This is a genomic window from Pantoea sp. S61, from assembly GCF_016625145.1.
Lineage (GTDB): Bacteria > Pseudomonadota > Gammaproteobacteria > Enterobacterales > Enterobacteriaceae > Pantoea > Pantoea rwandensis_B.
Map to the genome: position 1 here is coordinate 13686 of NZ_JACVUO010000031.1, position 17705 is coordinate 31390.

Below are 17705 nucleotides of genomic sequence, written 5' to 3' on the forward strand. Positions count from 1 at the left end.
ACTCGCAAGTACTGGTTACGGGACGTGCACTTAAGGTGTGCGTCCCTGAGAGTTCCACTCCGACGGGAGCTAATCCGTGAAAGACTTACTTAAGTTTCTGAAAGCGCAAACTAAGACCGAAGAGTTTGATGCGATCAAAATTGCTCTGGCCTCGCCAGACATGATCCGTTCATGGTCTTTTGGTGAAGTTAAAAAGCCAGAGACCATTAACTACCGTACCTTCAAGCCGGAGCGTGACGGTCTTTTCTGCGCCCGTATCTTTGGGCCGGTAAAAGATTACGAATGCCTGTGCGGTAAGTACAAGCGTTTGAAACATCGCGGCGTAATATGTGAGAAGTGTGGCGTTGAAGTTACACAGACCAAAGTGCGTCGTGAGCGTATGGGTCATATCGAGTTGGCTTCGCCGACTGCGCATATCTGGTTCCTGAAATCACTGCCTTCGCGTATCGGCTTGCTGCTGGATATGCCGCTGCGTGATATCGAGCGCGTGCTGTACTTCGAATCTTATGTGGTTATCGAAGGCGGTATGACCAACCTGGAAAAACGTCAGATTCTGACGGAAGAGCAGTATCTTGACGCGCTGGAAGAGTTCGGTGACGAATTCGACGCGAAGATGGGTGCGGAAGCTATCCAGGCGCTGCTGAAAAATATGGATTTGGAGCAAGAGTGCGAGCAGCTGCGTGAAGAGCTGAACGAAACCAACTCCGAGACCAAACGTAAAAAGCTGACCAAGCGTATCAAGCTGCTGGAAGCGTTCGTTCAATCTGGCAACAAGCCAGAGTGGATGATCCTGACCGTTCTGCCTGTTCTGCCGCCAGATCTGCGTCCGCTGGTACCGCTGGATGGTGGTCGTTTCGCTACGTCGGATCTGAACGATCTGTACCGTCGCGTAATCAACCGTAACAACCGTCTGAAACGTCTGCTGGATCTGGCTGCGCCAGATATCATCGTACGTAACGAAAAGCGTATGCTGCAGGAAGCGGTAGATGCCTTGCTGGATAACGGCCGTCGCGGTCGTGCCATCACTGGCTCTAACAAACGTCCTCTGAAATCTTTGGCCGACATGATCAAAGGTAAGCAGGGTCGTTTCCGTCAGAACCTGTTGGGTAAACGTGTTGACTACTCCGGTCGTTCTGTCATCACCGTAGGCCCATACCTGCGTCTGCATCAGTGCGGTCTGCCGAAGAAAATGGCACTGGAGCTGTTCAAACCGTTCATCTACGGCAAGCTGGAACTGCGTGGCCTCGCGACCACCATTAAAGCTGCTAAGAAAATGGTTGAGCGTGAAGAAGCTGTCGTTTGGGATATCCTGGACGAAGTGATTCGCGAACACCCAGTACTGCTGAACCGTGCACCAACCCTGCACCGTTTGGGTATCCAGGCATTCGAACCTGTTCTGATCGAAGGTAAAGCGATCCAGCTGCACCCGCTGGTTTGTGCGGCATATAACGCCGACTTCGATGGTGACCAGATGGCAGTTCACGTACCGCTGACGCTGGAAGCTCAGCTGGAAGCGCGTGCGCTGATGATGTCTACCAACAACATCCTGTCACCTGCGAACGGCGAGCCAATCATCGTTCCTTCTCAGGACGTTGTACTGGGTCTGTACTACATGACCCGTGACAAAGTGAATGCGCGCGGCGAAGGCATGGTGCTGACTGGCCCGAAAGAAGCTGAGCGTGTTTATCGCGCTGGCCTGGCCGAGCTGCATGCTCGCGTTAAAGTGCGTATCACCGAGTACAGCAAAAACGAACAAGAAGAGTTCGTCGCGAAAACCAGCTTAATCGACACCACCATTGGTCGTGCGATTCTGTGGATGATTGTGCCGAAAGGTCTGCCTTACTCCATCGTCAACCAGGCGCTGGGTAAGAAAGCTATCTCTAAGATGCTGAACACCTGTTACCGCATCCTGGGCCTGAAGCCGACCGTTATCTTCGCTGACCAGACCATGTACACCGGCTTTGCTTACGCAGCCCGTTCAGGTGCCTCTGTAGGTATCGACGACATGGTGATCCCGGCTAAGAAAGCGGAAATCGTGGCAGAAGCAGAAGCGGAAGTTGCTGAGATTCAGGAACAGTTCCAGTCTGGTCTGGTTACTGCTGGCGAACGTTACAACAAAGTCATCGATATCTGGGCCGCAGCGAACGAACGCGTTTCCAAGGCGATGATGGACAACCTGCAAACCGAAACCGTGATCAACCGTCACGGCGAAGAAGAGCAGCAAGTCTCGTTCAACAGCATCTACATGATGGCCGACTCCGGTGCGCGTGGTTCTGCAGCTCAGATTCGTCAGCTGGCCGGTATGCGTGGTCTGATGGCTAAGCCAGATGGCTCAATCATCGAAACGCCAATCACCGCGAACTTCCGTGAAGGTCTGAACGTACTCCAGTACTTCATCTCGACGCACGGTGCGCGTAAAGGTCTTGCGGATACCGCACTGAAAACCGCTAACTCCGGTTATCTGACGCGTCGTCTGGTAGACGTTGCGCAGGACTTGGTGGTTACCGAAGACGACTGTGGTACTTTCGAAGGCATCATGATGACTCCGGTTATCGAAGGTGGCGACGTTAAAGAACCACTGCGTGAGCGTGTACTGGGTCGTGTGACCGCAGAAGACGTGCTGAAGCCAGGTACTGCTGACATTCTGATCCCGCGTAATACGCTGATCGATGAGCACTGGTGTGATGTGATCGAAGAGAATTCGGTCGATGCCATTAAAGTGCGTTCTGTTGTTGGTTGTGAAACCGACTTTGGTGTGTGTGCACACTGCTACGGTCGCGACCTGGCTCGTGGTCACATCATCAACAAAGGTGAGGCCATCGGCGTTATCGCAGCACAGTCCATCGGTGAGCCGGGTACACAGCTGACGATGCGTACGTTCCACATCGGTGGTGCGGCATCTCGTGCGGCTGCTGAATCCAGCATCCAGGTGAAGAACAAAGGTACTATCAAGCTGACCAACGCGAAGTCTGTAACCAACTCCTCCGGGAAACTGGTTATCGTCTCTCGTAACGTTGAGCTGAAGATGATCGATGAGTTCGGTCGTACCAAAGAGAGCTATAAAGTCCCTTACGGCGCGATGATGGCTAAAGGTGATGGCGAGCAGGTTGCCGCGGGCGAAACCGTAGCAAACTGGGATCCGCATACCATGCCAGTTATCACTGAAGTGGGCGGTTTCATTCGCTTCACTGACATGATCGATGGTCAGACGATTACTCGTCAGACTGATGACCTGACTGGTCTGTCATCGCTGGTGGTTCTGGATTCTGCAGAACGTACTGCGGGCGGTAAAGATCTGCGTCCTGCGCTGAAAATTGTTGATGCCAGTGGAAATGATGTGCTGATTCCGGGTACCGACATGCCAGCTCAGTACTTCCTGCCGGGCAAAGCAATTGTTCAGTTGGAAGATGGCGTTAAGATCAGTGCGGGTGACACCCTGTCGCGTGTACCTCAGGAATCTGGCGGTACCAAGGACATCACCGGTGGTCTGCCACGCGTTGCTGACTTGTTCGAAGCGCGTCGTCCGAAAGAGCCAGCCATTCTGGCCGAGATCAGCGGTATTATCTCGTTCGGTAAAGAGACCAAAGGCAAGCGTCGTCTGGTGATTACGCCAGTTGATGGTAGCGATCCGTACGAAGAGATGATTCCGAAATGGCGTCAGCTGAACGTATTCGAAGGTGAGCGTGTTGAACGTGGTGACGTTGTTTCTGACGGCCCAGAATCTCCACACGATATCCTGCGTCTGCGTGGCGTCCATGCTGTGACCCGTTACATCACTAACGAAGTGCAGGAAGTTTACCGTCTGCAAGGCGTTAAGATTAACGATAAACACATCGAAGTCATCGTGCGTCAGATGCTGCGTAAAGCAACCATCGCCAGCGCGGGCAGCACCGAGTTCCTGGAAGGTGAGCAGGCTGAATACTCTCGCATCAAGATCGCGAACCGCGACCTCGAAGCGAACGGCAAAATTGGCGCAACCTTTATGCGCGATCTGCTGGGTATCACCAAAGCTTCTCTGGCAACCGAATCGTTCATCTCTGCAGCATCGTTCCAGGAGACCACGCGTGTCCTGACCGAAGCAGCAGTAGCAGGCAAGCGTGATGAACTGCGCGGCCTGAAAGAGAACGTGATCGTGGGTCGTCTGATCCCGGCCGGTACCGGTTATGCTTACCATCAGGATCGTATGCGTCGCCGTTCTGTAGGTGAAGCCCCGGTTGCACCGCAGGTCACTGCGGATGAAGCCTCTGCGAGCCTGGCTGAACTGCTGAACGCCGGTCTTGGCGGTAGCGACGACGAATAATCGTCTGCGATAGCTGACCCATAAAAAACCCTGCCTCGGCAGGGTTTTTTTTCGTCTTCAATCAGCCCTTACGGCAAATATCGTGGCGGGTCAGGCCAATGTCGCGTAGTTGTGCATCGCTTAAGTGAGACAGAATTTTGCGAGTCTCACGGCGCGCGCGCCATCTCTTGATGGCGCGCCCTGCACCGCGAACCATGTCCAGTAGTGTTACATCAAATGGTTTTGCTGCGCGGTTTTGATCGAATTCCATTATGAATGCCCTCATCAGTTGTCTGTGAGGTATTGTCCAGTTCTTGTGCATTTCAATACAGATTCAACAATCACTTATTATTAACATACAGATTGCGCACGATAGGATCTGAATGGTAAAAAAAGGGATGATCTGTACTGATTTAGATTCAGTGAACTCGAGGGGAATCATACGATGACGCGTTACCAACATCTGGCTTGCTTGCTCTCAGACAGGATTGAGCAGGGACTTTATCGTAGCGGTGAACGCTTACCCTCGGTGCGTACGCTGAGTATTGAACATGGTGTGAGCATCAGCACCGTGCAGCAGGCGTATCACCTGCTGGAAGAGAAACAGCTTATTGTGCCGCAGCCGCGCTCTGGCTATTTCGTTGCGACGCGCAAAGCTACGCCTCCTGTTCCTGCGTTAACCCGCCCGGTACAACGCCCTGTCGAGATCACCCAGTGGGAATCGGTGCTGGAGTTATTAAGCAGCCGCAACAGCGGTAACGTGCTGCAATTAGGTAGCGGCATGCCCGACCTTACCCAGCCGACCTTAAAGCCATTATGGAAAATTCAGAGCCGAATGGCGCAGAAGCAGGATCTTGACCAGCTCAATTATGACAGTCTGTTAGGCGTTGCGGCCTTGCGTGAGCAGGTCGCACGCTTAACTATCGATAGCGGTTGTCAGCTCACCGCAGAGGATATTGTGATCACCACGGGCTGCCATGAAGCGCTGTCCGTGTCGATCCGCGCGGTGTGTGAGCCGGGTGATATCATCGCCGTTGAATCTCCGACTTTCCATGGCACGATGCAGACCCTGCGTGGGCTTGGTATCCGTGCCATTGAAATCCCTACCGATTCGGTGACGGGCATTAGCCTCGAAGCCCTGGAGCTGGCATTCGAGCAGTGGCCGATTAAAGCGGTGGTGGTGGTGCCAAACTGCAATAACCCGCTGGGATTTATCATGCCTGAAGCGCGCAAGCGTGCGCTGCTGGCACTGGCTCAGCGTTTTGATGCAGCGATCATTGAAGACGATGTCTATGGTGAGTTGGCATGGGAGTACCCACGCCCCATTACCATCAAATCTTTAGACATGGATGGCCGGGTGTTGCTGTGTAGCTCATTCTCTAAAACGCTGGCACCCGGTTTACGAGTGGGTTGGGTGGCGCCAGGGCGTTATCGCGATCGCGTTTTGCATATGAAATATATCGGCACCGGCTCAACGGCCACACAGCCGCAACATGCAGTGGCCGAATTTATTCGTCTTGGCCACTACGGGCCACATCTACGCCGGATGCGTCAGGTTTATCAGCGCAACTACGAGACCTTTAGTTGCTGGGTGCGTCACTACTTCCCCTGCGGTATCTGTGTTTCACGTCCGCAGGGCAGTTTCCTGATGTGGATCGAGCTACCAGAAGCGTTTGATGCCGTTCGGCTTAACACCGAACTGCGCACGTTGAACATTCAGGTTGCAGTCGGATCGCTGTTTTCTGCCTCGGGAAAATATCGCAACTGCTTACGTCTGAATTATGGTTTGCCCATTAATGAGCATACTGAACAGGCCATCGCCCAACTTGGCGCTGCGGTGGAGCAGGCCATGCACGCCTGTCATATCGAAACGGAACACGCTTCATCCCTGACGGATTAAAGTGGAAAGGCAGGGCTGGAGAGAGGGGTAGACCAGCCCTGGCCCACTGCCAGCGACAGCGGGCAGGCACACTTTATCCTGACCGGAAAAACACGCTAGCACGCAGGAAGCGGACTGCGCGTGAGATTCCAGCCAATTTACCCTGATTGCAGAACGTTACAGCGCTTCTGCGGGCTGGGTTCCTGCTTCAACCAGTGCCAGCAGCTCCTGTGTCGCCTGGCGCCAGTCTGCCGCCTGAATAATGGCGCTCACCACGGCAACGCTTCCTACGCCAGTGGCCAAAACTTCAGGTACGCGCGCTAGGGATATACCGCCAATCGCCACAGTCGGTATATCCTGCAACCGTGCCATGTGGCGTTTCAGTTCCATGACGCCCTGCGGTTCTGAAGGCATATCTTTGGTTTGCGTAGGGTAAATGTGTCCCAGTGCAATGTAGGAAGGACGCAGCGCCAGCGCGCGGTCCAACTCGGCATCATCATGAGTCGATAACCCCAGACGCAAACCTGCCTGGCGGATAGCGTCCAGATTGGCCACGTCTAAATCTTCCTGACCAAGATGCACGCCATAGGCGTTGTATTTAATTGCCAATCGCCAGTAATCGTTGATAAACAGGCGTGCACGGTACTGCTTGCCCAGCGCAATTGCCTCGCGCACGGCGTCTTCTACTTCATGATCCTGGCAATCTTTGATGCGCAACTGGATGGTGCGAACGCCAGCCTCCAGTAAGCGTGCAATCCACTCTACGCTATCAACAACAGGGTACAGCCCCAGTTTCGGGGCCGTGGCTGGAAAGGCATCGGTCATACTTTTTCCTCTTTAAGGGCATCGGCGGCGTGATAAAGTTCGCCACCACGACTGCGGAAGGCATCCGACATCTGCGCCATGCCAATTTCAATTGGCTGGGCTTCAGCCTGCTGGCGAGCAGCATATTCGCGCACTTCCTGGGTAATTTTCATCGAACAGAATTTTGGACCGCACATTGAGCAGAAGTGAGCCACTTTGCCCGATTCCTGCGGCAATGTCTCATCGTGATAAGCGCGTGCCGTATGCGGATCGAGCGCCAGATTGAACTGATCCTCCCAGCGGAATTCAAAACGTGCTTTCGACATGGCGTTATCGCGGATCTGTGCGCCGGGATGGCCTTTGGCCAGATCGGCAGCATGCGCGGCGATCTTGTAGGTAATCAGCCCCTGCTTCACATCTTCTTTATTGGGCAAACCGAGGTGCTCTTTCGGTGTGACGTAACACAGCATGGCGCAGCCAAACCAACCAATCATCGCGGCACCAATGCCGGAGGTAAAGTGATCGTACCCGGGGGCGATATCGGTGGTCAGTGGGCCAAGCGTGTAAAACGGCGCTTCGTGACAGTGCTCTAACTGTTCGGTCATGTTGCGGCGGATCATCTGCATGGGCACATGGCCTGGACCTTCAATCATCACCTGCACATCGTATTCCCAGGCAATTTTTGTCAGCTCACCTAGCGTGTGCAATTCGGCAAACTGGGCTTCATCGTTGGCGTCCTGAATCGATCCTGGGCGCAGACCATCGCCGAGTGACAGCGCGACATCATAAGCCGCGCTGATCTCGCAGATTTCACGGAAGTGCAGATAGAGGAAGCTCTCCTGATGATGTGACAGGCACCACTTCGCCATGATCGAACCACCACGCGAGACAATACCGGTCAGACGTTTAGCCGTCATCGGCACATAGCGCAGCAGCACACCGGCGTGAATAGTGAAGTAATCCACCCCCTGTTCTGCTTGTTCGAGCAGAGTATCGCGGAAGATCTCCCAGTTAAGATCCTCCGCCACGCCGTTCACTTTCTCCAGTGCCTGATAAATGGGCACAGTGCCAATCGGCACCGGGCTGTTTCGCAAAATCCACTCGCGCGTTTCATGGATATAGCGTCCTGTGGAGAGGTCCATCACGGTATCCGCGCCCCAGCGTGTTGACCACACCAGTTTCTCCACTTCCTCTTCAATCGATGAACTCACCGCTGAGTTGCCTATATTGGCGTTCACCTTCACCAGAAAGTTACGGCCAATGATCATCGGCTCGGATTCGGGGTGATTAATATTGGAGGGTATGATAGCGCGACCGCTGGCAACTTCCTGGCGCACAAATTCGGCGGTGATATTTTCCGGCAGATTGGCACCGAAACTGTGGCCCGGGTGCTGTTGCAGTAGCACTTCACCACGAATACGTTCGCGGCCCATGTTTTCTCGCACCGCAATAAATTCCATCTCGGGTGTAATCATGCCCTGACGTGCGTAATGCAGTTGCGTGACGCAGCGGCCAGCTTTAGCACGGCGCGGCTGCGGTAACTGCTCGAAGCGCAGGTGATCCAGCCCTTCATCGGCTAAGCGTTGCTGGGTGTATTGCGAACTCAGTTGGTGGATAGCCTCACTGTCATCGCGTTCGGCGATCCAGTTTTCACGTAATCGGCTTAATCCCCGATGCACATCAATGGTGGCCGCGGGATCGCCATAAGCACCCGCCGTGTCATATACCGGCACCGGCTCGTTGTGCTCATACTGCGGATTCTCTTTTGTACCGCCAATGTGTGTTGGGCTGAGCTGGATTTCGCGCATCGGCACACGGATATCCGCTCGGCTGCCGGTGATCCAGATACGTTTGGATTGGGGGAAAGCCGTGCCCTGCAGCGAATCGATAAATTCCTGCGCTTGTGCACGTTGTTCACGACGAGAAGTTTTAGCAACAGACATAGCAAATTTCCTGAATTAAGGGGAAGTTGCTTGTCCAGAGTTCGGAAGGAGTAACAGGGACGATGCCGGGCGCCAACACGCATCGCTCTGTGAATGTCTACTCTTGTTCCCTTCGCAGGTACTAACCTGATCAGGTTCCGCGGATCCCGAATAAACGGTCTCAGCCCCTTAGGGCACTCCGACAAGGTTGAATTTTACGATATAAGCTACTTTGCTTGCCATTTCACGCCTGGGCAGTGCTCGTGTCCGTCACGTACTACGTGTACGCTCCGGCCCCTGCGCGCTGTCCGAGCGTGAACTGGCTGCGCACGCTACGCTTATATCGCAAAATTTGACTCTAGATTGCTTTAAAGAGACGCATAAAAACGTGAATAGGTCTCAACAAAAAAGCCCATTCAGCATAAGAGGGCTTTTTCGGAATAACAAGTTTTTTACATGGGCCCGAGGTTAAGCGGGGCGAGCCATGCTGCTTTCGTTGGCGACCGGTGGGCGTGCCAGCTGGTTATCCCAGGCGAGTTGCACCAGCTTATCTTCCAGCGTGAAGCGCGACTCCAGTACTTCACCCACTTCGGATAATGCCTTCTGGAATTCTACGCAGTTATCGTCGTTGATGGCCTGCTGCAGATGGCTGTCATACAGTTGCATCATGCGATCGGTATTTGCTTCCAGAGCGGGATAGAGTTGGGCGGCCGCAATGAGCGGGCTATCGCCCTCCATCTCACTGATAATGCGTTCATAAATACTGAAATGACCGGTTGAGAGGTAATCAACCAGGCCGTGGCAAAACGCATCCAGCGCCTGTTCATCCAGAGCACTGAGCGCCTCTTTGTGTGGCTTGATGCCAATTAATGCGTAATAGCTGACAAGCAACTGTCGGCGCGCGCGCAGCAACGCATCAACGAGTTCATTATCGCCACTTACACGCCTGGCCAGGTCATCTAACTGGGTAAGCATATGGGGCTCCGGGTGAGTTATAGTTATCCATTCCACACTTAACATCAGGATTTCAGCGTGCCATTTGACGCTAAGGACAACGAATAAGATGCAACGTGAGATCTCAAGCGTAGACGCTGGCTGGTGGATTGTCAGCCATGAACAAAAACTTTGGCTACCGCAAGGTGAACTGCCGCATGGCTTATCTGGCGATTTTGGCCTGACAGGAAAAACCGCGATTTTGATTGGCGAATGGCAGGCGGAGAATGTCTGGCTGATACGTGAATCACGACCTGACAATATGGGATCTGTTCGCCAGCTTATCGACGAAGATGTTGGGCTTTTCCAGATGGCTGGGCGCGGAGTTCAACTCGCCGAATTCTACCGCTCACACCGCTGGTGTGGCTACTGCGGTCACGAAATGCACCTCAGTAAACGCGAATTTGCCTGCCTGTGTCACCATTGCCGTGAGCGCTATTACCCGCAAATCGCACCGTGCATCATCGTAGCGATTCGCCGGGGGGAGGAGATTCTGCTGGCCAACCATGCGCGTCATCGCAACAGCATTTACACAGTATTAGCTGGCTTTGTTGAGGTCGGGGAGACGCTGGAGCAGGCCGTCGCGCGTGAAGTGATGGAAGAGAGCAACGTCCGGGTTAAAAATGTCCGTTACGTCGCCTCGCAGCCTTGGCCGTTCCCGCATTCGCTAATGATGGCGTTTATGGCCGAGTACGAAGGCGGAGACTTGCAGCATGATGGCAAAGAGTTGCTGGATGCCGGCTGGTATCGCTATGACGATCTGCCCTTGTTACCGCCACCGGGCACGGTGGCACGACGGTTGATTGAAGATACCGTTGCCCTGTGTCGCGCCAGCGCGCCGTGAAAATGCTACACTGGCGGCCTTAGCATGAGAGAGCCCATTATGAGTGAACTGAAGAACGATCGTTATCTGCGTGCCCTGTTACGTCAGCCGGTGGATGTCACCCCTGTATGGATGATGCGACAAGCCGGGCGCTATTTGCCGGAGTACAAAGCCACGCGTGCTGAAGCCGGTGATTTTATGTCGCTGTGTAAGAATGCGGAGCTGGCGTGCGAAGTCACCCTGCAGCCGCTGCGTCGTTATGCGCTGGATGCTGCGATCCTCTTCAGCGATATCCTGACGATTCCTGATGCGATGGGGCTGGGGCTCTATTTTGAAACGGGCGAAGGTCCGCGCTTCTCAAATCCTATTACCTGCCGTGCAGATGTAGACAAACTGCCGATTCCGGATCCAGAAGATGAGCTGGGTTATGTGATGAATGCGGTGCGTACCATTCGCCATAACCTGAAAGGCGAAGTGCCTTTGATCGGTTTCTCTGGCAGCCCATGGACGTTGGCAACCTACATGGTTGAAGGCGGCAGCAGCAAAGCGTTCACCAAAATTAAAAAGATGATGTATGCCGAGCCGCAAACCCTGCATAAGCTGCTGGATAAGCTGGCTGACAGTGTCATCCATTACCTGAACGCCCAGATCAAAGCTGGTGCACAGTCGATTATGGTCTTCGATACCTGGGGCGGCGTGCTGACAGGCCGCGATTACCGTGAGTTTTCACTCTACTATATGCACAAAATCGTCGATAGCGTGCTACACGAGAACGAAGGTCGCCGTGTGCCGATTACGCTGTTCACCAAAGGGGGTGGTCAGTGGCTGGAAGCTATCGCAGCGACCGGATGTGATGCACTGGGTCTGGACTGGAGCACCGATATTGCCGATGCACGTCGTCGCGTGGGTGACAAAGTTGCGTTGCAGGGCAACATGGATCCTTCCATGCTGTATGCGCCTCCGGAACGTATCGAGCAGGAGGTGGCCACTATCCTTGAAGGCTTTGGCGCGGGTGAAGGGCACGTCTTCAACCTCGGTCATGGCATTCATCAGGATGTGCCGCCAGAGCACGCCGGTGCTTTCGTCGAAGCCGTACATCGCCTGTCTCGCCCTTATCATCAGGGCTAAGCATGGATTTAGCCGCGCTGCGTGCTGAACAGTTACAACGCGCTGCTAATGTGGTGCGGCAGGATGATTTTGACATCCTGCCGCCTCGTTTTATCGCCGGTGCGGACGTCGGTTTTGAACAGGAAGGTGATGTCACGCGTGCGGCACTGGTGGTATTAGAATATCCCTCATTGCAACTCGTGGAGCACCGTATAGCGCGCATCGCGACCACCATGCCTTACATCCCGGGTTTCTTATCGTTTCGCGAAGTCCCCGCACTGCTTGCAGCCTGGCAGCAGCTCACACACCAACCCGATCTTTTATTCGTTGATGGTCATGGTATTGCCCATCCCCGTCGCCTCGGCGTGGCTGCGCATTTTGGCTCGCTGGTGGATGTTCCAACCATTGGCGTGGCGAAAAAACGGCTCTGCGGGCGTTTTACCGAATTGGATGCTGAACCGGGAAGCCGCCAACCACTGATGGATAAAGGCGAACAAATTGGTTGGGTGTGGCGCAGTAAAGCGCGCTGCAACCCTCTGTTCGTCTCAACCGGGCATCGTGTCAGTATGGACAGCGCACTGAATTGGGTGGAGAGATGTACCGCGGGCTATCGTTTGCCCGAGCCTACACGCTGGGCCGATGCGGTTGCTTCGGGCCGTCCTGCGTTTCTACGTTGGCAAAATGCGCGTTAACGCTGTTTGCGCGCGGCTTTTGCGGTACACTGCCGCCAGCTAACCTATTGAGAGTAAGTTTGATGTTACAGAACCCCGTCCATTTGCGTCTGGCGAAGCTGGAAAGCTGGCAGCATATGACCTTTATGGCCTGTCTGTGCGAGCGGATGTTCCCCAATTATTGGGCCTTCTGTCAGCAGACTGAATTCGCCGATCCGCAACTCTATCGTCGCATCCTTGACCTTGTCTGGGAGAGCCTGACGGTCAAAGACGCCAAAATTAACTTCGATAGCCAACTGGAGAAGCTGGAATCAGCGATTCCGAATGGCGATGATTTTGATATTTATGGTGTCCACCCAGCAATTGATGCCTGTGTTGCGCTGAGCGAAGTTGTGCATGCACAGCTCAGCGGTGAAACCCTGGAACACGCAATCGAAGTCAGCCGTACGTCGATTACCACCGTTGCTATTCTGGAAATGACGCAAGCCGGTCGTGAAATGACCGATGAAGAGCTGCGCGAAAATCAGGCGGTGATTGATGAATGGGATCTGCAGTGGGAGATTTTCCGCCTGCTGGCAGACTGCGAAGAGCGCGACCTTGAGCTGATTAAGGGGTTACGTTCTGACCTGCGCGAAGCGGGAATCAGTAACATCGGTATACTTTTTCAGCAATAAGGCGATAAAACGTGACTTCAGGCCTGAATTACCGCGCCTGGAGGCTTCACATCAGCCCCCTGTCTGGTCTACATTTGGGGGGCTGAAAATTGTGGCTATCTTTGCGTGCAGGTTGAAGAGTGCCAGAATATGGCTTTTCCCTCGCACTCGTTGCTTAGCAAGCGATAAATACACTTTAAGGATAACTTATGAACAAGACTCAACTGATTGATGTGATCGCAGAGAAAGCTGACCTGTCAAAAACCCAGGCTAAAGCTGCGCTGGAATCTACCCTGGCTGCGATCACTGAGTCTCTGAAAGAAGGTGATGCTGTACAACTGGTTGGTTTTGGTACTTTTAAAGTGAACCACCGCGCTGAGCGTACCGGTCGCAACCCACAGACTGGTAAAGAGATCAAAATCGCGGCAGCTAACGTGCCAGCGTTCGTCTCTGGTAAAGCTCTGAAAGACGCTGTTAAGTAAGTTTTCCGCATCGCGGTTTAAGCTTTAAAAGAGGGGCGACACGCCCCTTTTTGTTATTGGGGCCTGTCATGCTGAACACGATTACTCAGCGCGTCTGCGCCCTGTTACTCGGTGCGCTGCTCGCGGGCTGTAGTTCCACCTCTGATCTCCCTGCCTTTACGGCAAGCGGCTATCTGGCCGATCGTGGCACTGTGCGCATCTGGCGCAAGAACAGTGACCATCAGGCTGTTCATCTTCGCACTGTTTATACCCCTTTCAATGGCGATGCCATGGAAACCACTGACTACAACTGGCAACAGAACAAGCTGATCAGCGTTGAGCGCATTGTGGCGGGTGAGCAACCCGATGACGTGACGTTGCGTTTTGACCATCTGGGCAATCTTAATTTTATGCAGCGTCAGCTGGCCGGCCGTCGTGAAGCGGTAAGTGGTGATACGGTTGAACTCTATCGTTTCGACGCGCAACGCATGCTGGAGCAAAGTAATGCGTTGCTGAGTGGACGTGTATTGCTGAAGCAGGGGCATTGGCTGGGCGCTACGCAGGTGCGCGACTGTGATGGCAAAGTGGTGAATGCACCCTTTGATAACGGAATCATTGCCACGCTATCTCAGCAGCAGCAAAACCAGCCACAGTCGTTGATGGTGTCATGGTTGGAGGCACCTGAAGGCGTGCAGTTGTTGCGGGCGACGCCAGAGGATGAGTGCAGCTGGCAGCCGAAAGAGAGTGATTTCTGAGTGGGGAAAAACCAAGGGGCGCTGAGCGCGCCCCTTGATGATCACTTGCGATTAATTGCGCGGTAACCAATATCTTTACGGCAGAAACTGCCTTCCCAGGAAATATGTTTCGCCAGCGCGTAGGCATTCTTCTGCGCGGCAGCCACATCTTCGCCCAGTGCAGTGACGCACAGCACGCGTCCACCGTTGGTGACCACCACATCATCTTTCATCGTGGTGCCCGCGTGGAACACTTTACCGTCCGGCACTTCTTCCAGTGGCAGACCGTGAATTTGATCACCGGTATTGTAATCCGCGGGATAGCCGCCAGCTGCCAGCACGACACCCAGCGATGGACGTGGATCCCACTGCGAAGTTTGCTGATCCAGCTTGCCATCCACTGCGGCCAGGCACAGTTCAACCAAATCTGACTGCAGGCGCAACATGATCGGCTGGGTTTCTGGATCGCCAAAGCGGCAGTTGAACTCGATCACTTTCGGCTGACCGGCTTTATCGATCATCAGGCCGGCATATAGGAAGCCGGTATAGGTGTTGCCTTCCGCTTTCATGCCGTTAACGGTTGGCCAGATGATCTGGTCCATCACACGCTGGTGGATCTCATCGGTGACAACCGGGGCAGGCGAGTAAGCGCCCATGCCTCCGGTATTCGGGCCGGTATCACCATCGCCTACACGTTTATGATCCTGGCTGGTGGCCATGGGTAACACGTTGTCGCCATCCACCATCACGATAAAGCTGGCTTCTTCGCCGTCGAGGAACTCTTCAATGACGATACGATGGCCTGCATCGCCGAAAGCATTGCCTGCCAGCATGTCCTGCACTGCAGCTTCCGCTTCAGCCAGTTCCATCGCGACGATAACGCCTTTACCAGCTGCCAGACCATCCGCTTTAATCACGATCGGTGCGCCTTTCTCACGCAGGTAAGCCAGCGCTGGCTCAACTTCCGTAAAGTTCTGGTATTCAGCGGTAGGGATCTGCTGACGTGCCAGGAAATCTTTGGTGAAGGCTTTTGATCCTTCCAGCTGTGCAGCCGCCTGCGTTGGGCCAAAAATCTTCAGACCAGCAGCGCGGAACGCATCAACCACACCAATCACCAGCGGGGCTTCCGGGCCGACGATAGTCAGGCCGATATTTTCTTTTTGAGCAAAAGCCAGCAGGGCAGGCACATCAGTGGCGCTGATCGCCACGTTTTGCAACGCGGGCTCCAATGCGGTACCGGCGTTACCCGGTGCCACAAACACGGTCTCAGCTAAAGGAGACTGTGCTGCTTTCCATGCCAGCGCGTGTTCACGTCCGCCATTACCAATCACTAAAATTTTCATCTATTAAAGCTCCAGACTATTAATGGCGGAAGTGACGCATGTCGGTGAAGATCATCGCAATACCGTGCTCATCAGCGGCGGCAATCACTTCATCATCACGGATAGAACCACCGGGTTGAATCACACAGCTGATACCCACAGCTGCCGCTGCGTCGATACCATCGCGGAATGGGAAGAAAGCATCAGACGCCATGGCTGAACCTTTAACTTCTAAACCTTCGTCGCCTGCTTTAATACCGGCAATTTTGGCAGAATAAACGCGGCTCATCTGTCCAGCGCCTATGCCGATAGTCATATTGTCACGTGCGTAGACAATGGCGTTGGACTTCACGAACTTGGCCACTTTCCAGCAGAACAGCGCATCACGCAGTTCCTGCTCGCTTGGCTGGCGCTGAGTCACGACACGCAGCTGACTGGCATCCACCATACCGAGATCGCGATCCTGAACCAGCAGGCCGCCATTAACACGCTTGAAGTCCAGTGCGGCAACACGGCCCTGCCACTGGCCACAAACCAGCACGCGAACGTTCTGTTTTGCTGCGGTGACTTTAAGAGCCGCTTCGCTGGCTGAAGGGGCAATGATCACTTCGACAAACTGACGGCTGATGATCGCCTGGGCAGTGGCTTCATCCAATTCGCGGTTGAAAGCGATGATGCCGCCAAAAGCAGAAGTTGGGTCGGTTTTGTAAGCACGCTCATAGGCGTCAAGAATCGAACCGCCCACGGCCACACCACACGGGTTGGCATGCTTAACGATCACGCAAGCCGCATCATCAAACTCTTTCACACACTCAAGCGCGGCATCGGTATCGGCGATGTTGTTGTAAGAGAGCGCTTTGCCCTGGACCTGCTGTGCAGTCGCAACAGAAGCTTCTGCCACATTCTCTTCTATATAGAAGGCAGCGTCCTGATGGCTGTTCTCGCCGTAACGCATATCCTGCTTCTTGATGAAGTTGAGGTTCAGCGTACGTGGGAAGCGGCCGGCGGGTTCTTTGCTGTCGCTATGATAAGCCGGCACCAGGCTGCCAAAGTAGTTGGCAATCATGCTGTCGTAGGCTGCGGTGTGTTCGAAGGCTTTGATCGCCAGATCGAAACGGGTATCCAGCGTCAGGGAGTTTTCATTGGCGTCCAGCTCGGCGATGATGGCCTCGTAGTCGCTGCTCTTCACCACGATCGCCACATCTTTGTGGTTCTTCGCAGCGGAGCGCACCATGGTTGGGCCACCTATATCGATATTCTCTACCGCGTCTGCCAGTGAGCAATCGGGTTTGGCAACGGTTTGCGCGAAGGGATAAAGGTTTACCACCACCATATCGATAGGGTTGATCGCGTGCTCGGCCATGATCGCATCATCGGTGCCGCGACGGCCCAGAATACCGCCATGCACTTTCGGGTGCAGCGTTTTGACGCGTCCATCCATCATTTCCGGGAAACCGGTGTAGTCAGAGACTTCGGTGACGGGCAGGCCCGCATCTGCCAGCAGGCGTGCAGTACCACCTGTGGAGAGCAGCTCAACACCACGACTGGAGAGTGCCTGAGCAAATTCGAGGATACCGGCTTTATCAGAAACACTGAGCAGAGCGCGGCGTACTGGACGACGTTGTTGCATGGTGGTTTTATCCCTTGGCTTTGTTTCGCATAAATAAGAGCGTTACATCAAGCTTAGCGTTTCTTTCTATATAGAAGAGAGCGCTTGCTTCATGTAACGCCCCAAAAGGGGCATCCTTGACGTCGCCGGGCATTGTAGCGAAAACGTTTGCGCGATGCTCGCCTAAATTCATCTGTCCGGATGAATGTGGATAACACTGTGTGTAAGTGGGTATAAGGCGGGGTTTTGCTGTGGAATGCAGCGAACAGTTGTTTTTGTTGAATTTAGCGGTTGCGCGCTGCGAACAACTCCCTATAATGCGCATCCATCGAGACGGCACAACGGTTTACGAAGTGCGGTGTTGACAGGAAGCTTCGATAAGAACTTCCGCAAGAGAAAAAACGCTGAAAAAAGTGTTTGACTCTGAAGGAGGAAAGCGTAATATACG

14 protein-coding genes and 1 riboswitch are annotated in these 17705 nt (G+C 54.0%); of the genes, 8 read left to right on the plus strand and 6 right to left on the minus strand.

The window, feature by feature from the left end:
* Nucleotides 1–76: 76 nt before the first annotated feature.
* Nucleotides 77–4300, plus strand: a complete 4224-nt coding sequence (gene rpoC / locus IAE30_RS28470) for a DNA-directed RNA polymerase subunit beta' (RefSeq protein WP_200539441.1) — start codon at nt 77–79, stop codon at nt 4298–4300.
* A gap of 61 nt (nt 4301–4361) precedes the next feature.
* Here rpoC and IAE30_RS28475 read toward each other — a convergent pair whose 3' ends face one another.
* Nucleotides 4362–4550: a DUF1127 domain-containing protein gene (locus IAE30_RS28475; protein WP_038643751.1), complete on the minus strand. Its 189-nt coding sequence runs from the start codon at nt 4548–4550 to the stop codon at nt 4362–4364.
* Nucleotides 4551–4724: 174 nt separating this feature from the next.
* Here IAE30_RS28475 and IAE30_RS28480 point away from each other — a divergent pair, with 174 nt between their 5' ends.
* A complete protein-coding gene (locus IAE30_RS28480; RefSeq protein WP_038643749.1) occupies nt 4725–6179 on the plus strand; it encodes a PLP-dependent aminotransferase family protein in 1455 nt (484 codons plus the stop codon).
* Between the two features lie 156 nt (nt 6180–6335).
* Here IAE30_RS28480 and thiE read toward each other — a convergent pair whose 3' ends face one another.
* From thiE to rsd, 3 genes are all read right to left on the minus strand, one after another.
* Nucleotides 6336–6983 carry a thiamine phosphate synthase gene (thiE, locus tag IAE30_RS28485; RefSeq protein WP_200681490.1) on the minus strand — a complete coding sequence of 216 codons (648 nt, stop codon included), beginning with the start codon at nt 6981–6983 and terminating at the stop codon, nt 6336–6338.
* Nucleotides 6980–8905: a phosphomethylpyrimidine synthase ThiC gene (gene thiC / locus IAE30_RS28490; protein ID WP_200681491.1), complete on the minus strand. Its 1926-nt coding sequence runs from the start codon at nt 8903–8905 to the stop codon at nt 6980–6982. The genes thiE and thiC overlap by 4 nt, the downstream gene beginning before the upstream one ends.
* A gap of 90 nt (nt 8906–8995) precedes the next feature.
* Nucleotides 8996–9096: riboswitch (TPP riboswitch) on the minus strand.
* A 256-nt stretch (nt 9097–9352) separates the two neighbouring features.
* Nucleotides 9353–9859, minus strand: coding sequence for a sigma D regulator (gene rsd, locus IAE30_RS28495; RefSeq protein WP_200681492.1), 507 nt, complete (start codon nt 9857–9859; stop codon nt 9353–9355).
* Nucleotides 9860–9947: 88 nt separating this feature from the next.
* Between rsd and nudC the strand changes: the two genes are divergently transcribed.
* From nudC to IAE30_RS28525, 6 genes are all read left to right on the plus strand, one after another.
* Nucleotides 9948–10721 (plus strand): NAD(+) diphosphatase, encoded by a 774-nt coding sequence (nudC, locus tag IAE30_RS28500; RefSeq protein WP_200681493.1) that lies wholly within the window; start codon nt 9948–9950, stop codon nt 10719–10721.
* Nucleotides 10722–10760: 39 nt separating this feature from the next.
* A complete protein-coding gene (gene hemE, locus IAE30_RS28505; protein ID WP_200681494.1) occupies nt 10761–11828 on the plus strand; it encodes a uroporphyrinogen decarboxylase in 1068 nt (355 codons plus the stop codon).
* Between the two features lie 2 nt (nt 11829–11830).
* Nucleotides 11831–12499 carry a deoxyribonuclease V gene (nfi, locus tag IAE30_RS28510; protein ID WP_038643739.1) on the plus strand — a complete coding sequence of 223 codons (669 nt, stop codon included), beginning with the start codon at nt 11831–11833 and terminating at the stop codon, nt 12497–12499.
* A 62-nt stretch (nt 12500–12561) separates the two neighbouring features.
* Entirely contained in the window at nt 12562–13152 is a 591-nt protein-coding gene (locus IAE30_RS28515; protein ID WP_034828920.1) for a YjaG family protein, read from the plus strand.
* 188 nt (nt 13153–13340) lie between these two features.
* Nucleotides 13341–13613: a nucleoid-associated protein HU-alpha gene (gene hupA / locus IAE30_RS28520; protein ID WP_006121511.1), complete on the plus strand. Its 273-nt coding sequence runs from the start codon at nt 13341–13343 to the stop codon at nt 13611–13613.
* Between the two features lie 68 nt (nt 13614–13681).
* The gene (locus IAE30_RS28525) at nt 13682–14347 is read left to right on the plus strand and encodes a DUF1481 domain-containing protein (protein ID WP_045816323.1); all 666 of its coding nucleotides are present in this window, start codon (nt 13682–13684) and stop codon (nt 14345–14347) included.
* Nucleotides 14348–14388: 41 nt separating this feature from the next.
* On the opposite strand, the gene purD is transcribed toward IAE30_RS28525, so the two are convergent.
* Both purD and purH read right to left on the minus strand, forming a co-directional pair.
* A complete protein-coding gene (purD, locus tag IAE30_RS28530) occupies nt 14389–15669 on the minus strand; it encodes a phosphoribosylamine--glycine ligase (RefSeq protein ID WP_045834371.1) in 1281 nt (426 codons plus the stop codon).
* Nucleotides 15670–15688: 19 nt separating this feature from the next.
* Nucleotides 15689–17278 carry a bifunctional phosphoribosylaminoimidazolecarboxamide formyltransferase/IMP cyclohydrolase gene (purH, locus tag IAE30_RS28535; RefSeq protein ID WP_038643730.1) on the minus strand — a complete coding sequence of 530 codons (1590 nt, stop codon included), beginning with the start codon at nt 17276–17278 and terminating at the stop codon, nt 15689–15691.
* Between the last annotated feature and the right edge of the window lie 427 nt (nt 17279–17705).

What these genes read in the sequence shown, in the direction of transcription:
- IAE30_RS28525 (WP_045816323.1), top strand. Translation starts at nt 13,682, where the DNA reads ATGCTGAACACGATTACTCAGCGCGTCTGCGCCCTGTTACTCGGTGCG.
- hemE (WP_200681494.1), top strand. Translation starts at nt 10,761, where the DNA reads ATGAGTGAACTGAAGAACGATCGTTATCTGCGTGCCCTGTTACGTCAG.
- IAE30_RS28515 (WP_034828920.1), top strand. Translation starts at nt 12,562, where the DNA reads ATGTTACAGAACCCCGTCCATTTGCGTCTGGCGAAGCTGGAAAGCTGG.
- hupA (WP_006121511.1), top strand. Translation starts at nt 13,341, where the DNA reads ATGAACAAGACTCAACTGATTGATGTGATCGCAGAGAAAGCTGACCTG.
- nfi (WP_038643739.1), top strand. Translation starts at nt 11,831, where the DNA reads ATGGATTTAGCCGCGCTGCGTGCTGAACAGTTACAACGCGCTGCTAAT.
- IAE30_RS28475 (WP_038643751.1), bottom strand. Translation starts at nt 4,550, where the DNA reads ATGGAATTCGATCAAAACCGCGCAGCAAAACCATTTGATGTAACACTA.
- nudC (WP_200681493.1), top strand. Translation starts at nt 9,948, where the DNA reads ATGCAACGTGAGATCTCAAGCGTAGACGCTGGCTGGTGGATTGTCAGC.
- thiC (WP_200681491.1), bottom strand. Translation starts at nt 8,905, where the DNA reads ATGTCTGTTGCTAAAACTTCTCGTCGTGAACAACGTGCACAAGCGCAG.
- purD (WP_045834371.1), bottom strand. Translation starts at nt 15,669, where the DNA reads ATGAAAATTTTAGTGATTGGTAATGGCGGACGTGAACACGCGCTGGCA.
- thiE (WP_200681490.1), bottom strand. Translation starts at nt 6,983, where the DNA reads ATGACCGATGCCTTTCCAGCCACGGCCCCGAAACTGGGGCTGTACCCT.
- purH (WP_038643730.1), bottom strand. Translation starts at nt 17,278, where the DNA reads ATGCAACAACGTCGTCCAGTACGCCGCGCTCTGCTCAGTGTTTCTGAT.
- IAE30_RS28480 (WP_038643749.1), top strand. Translation starts at nt 4,725, where the DNA reads ATGACGCGTTACCAACATCTGGCTTGCTTGCTCTCAGACAGGATTGAG.
- rsd (WP_200681492.1), bottom strand. Translation starts at nt 9,859, where the DNA reads ATGCTTACCCAGTTAGATGACCTGGCCAGGCGTGTAAGTGGCGATAAT.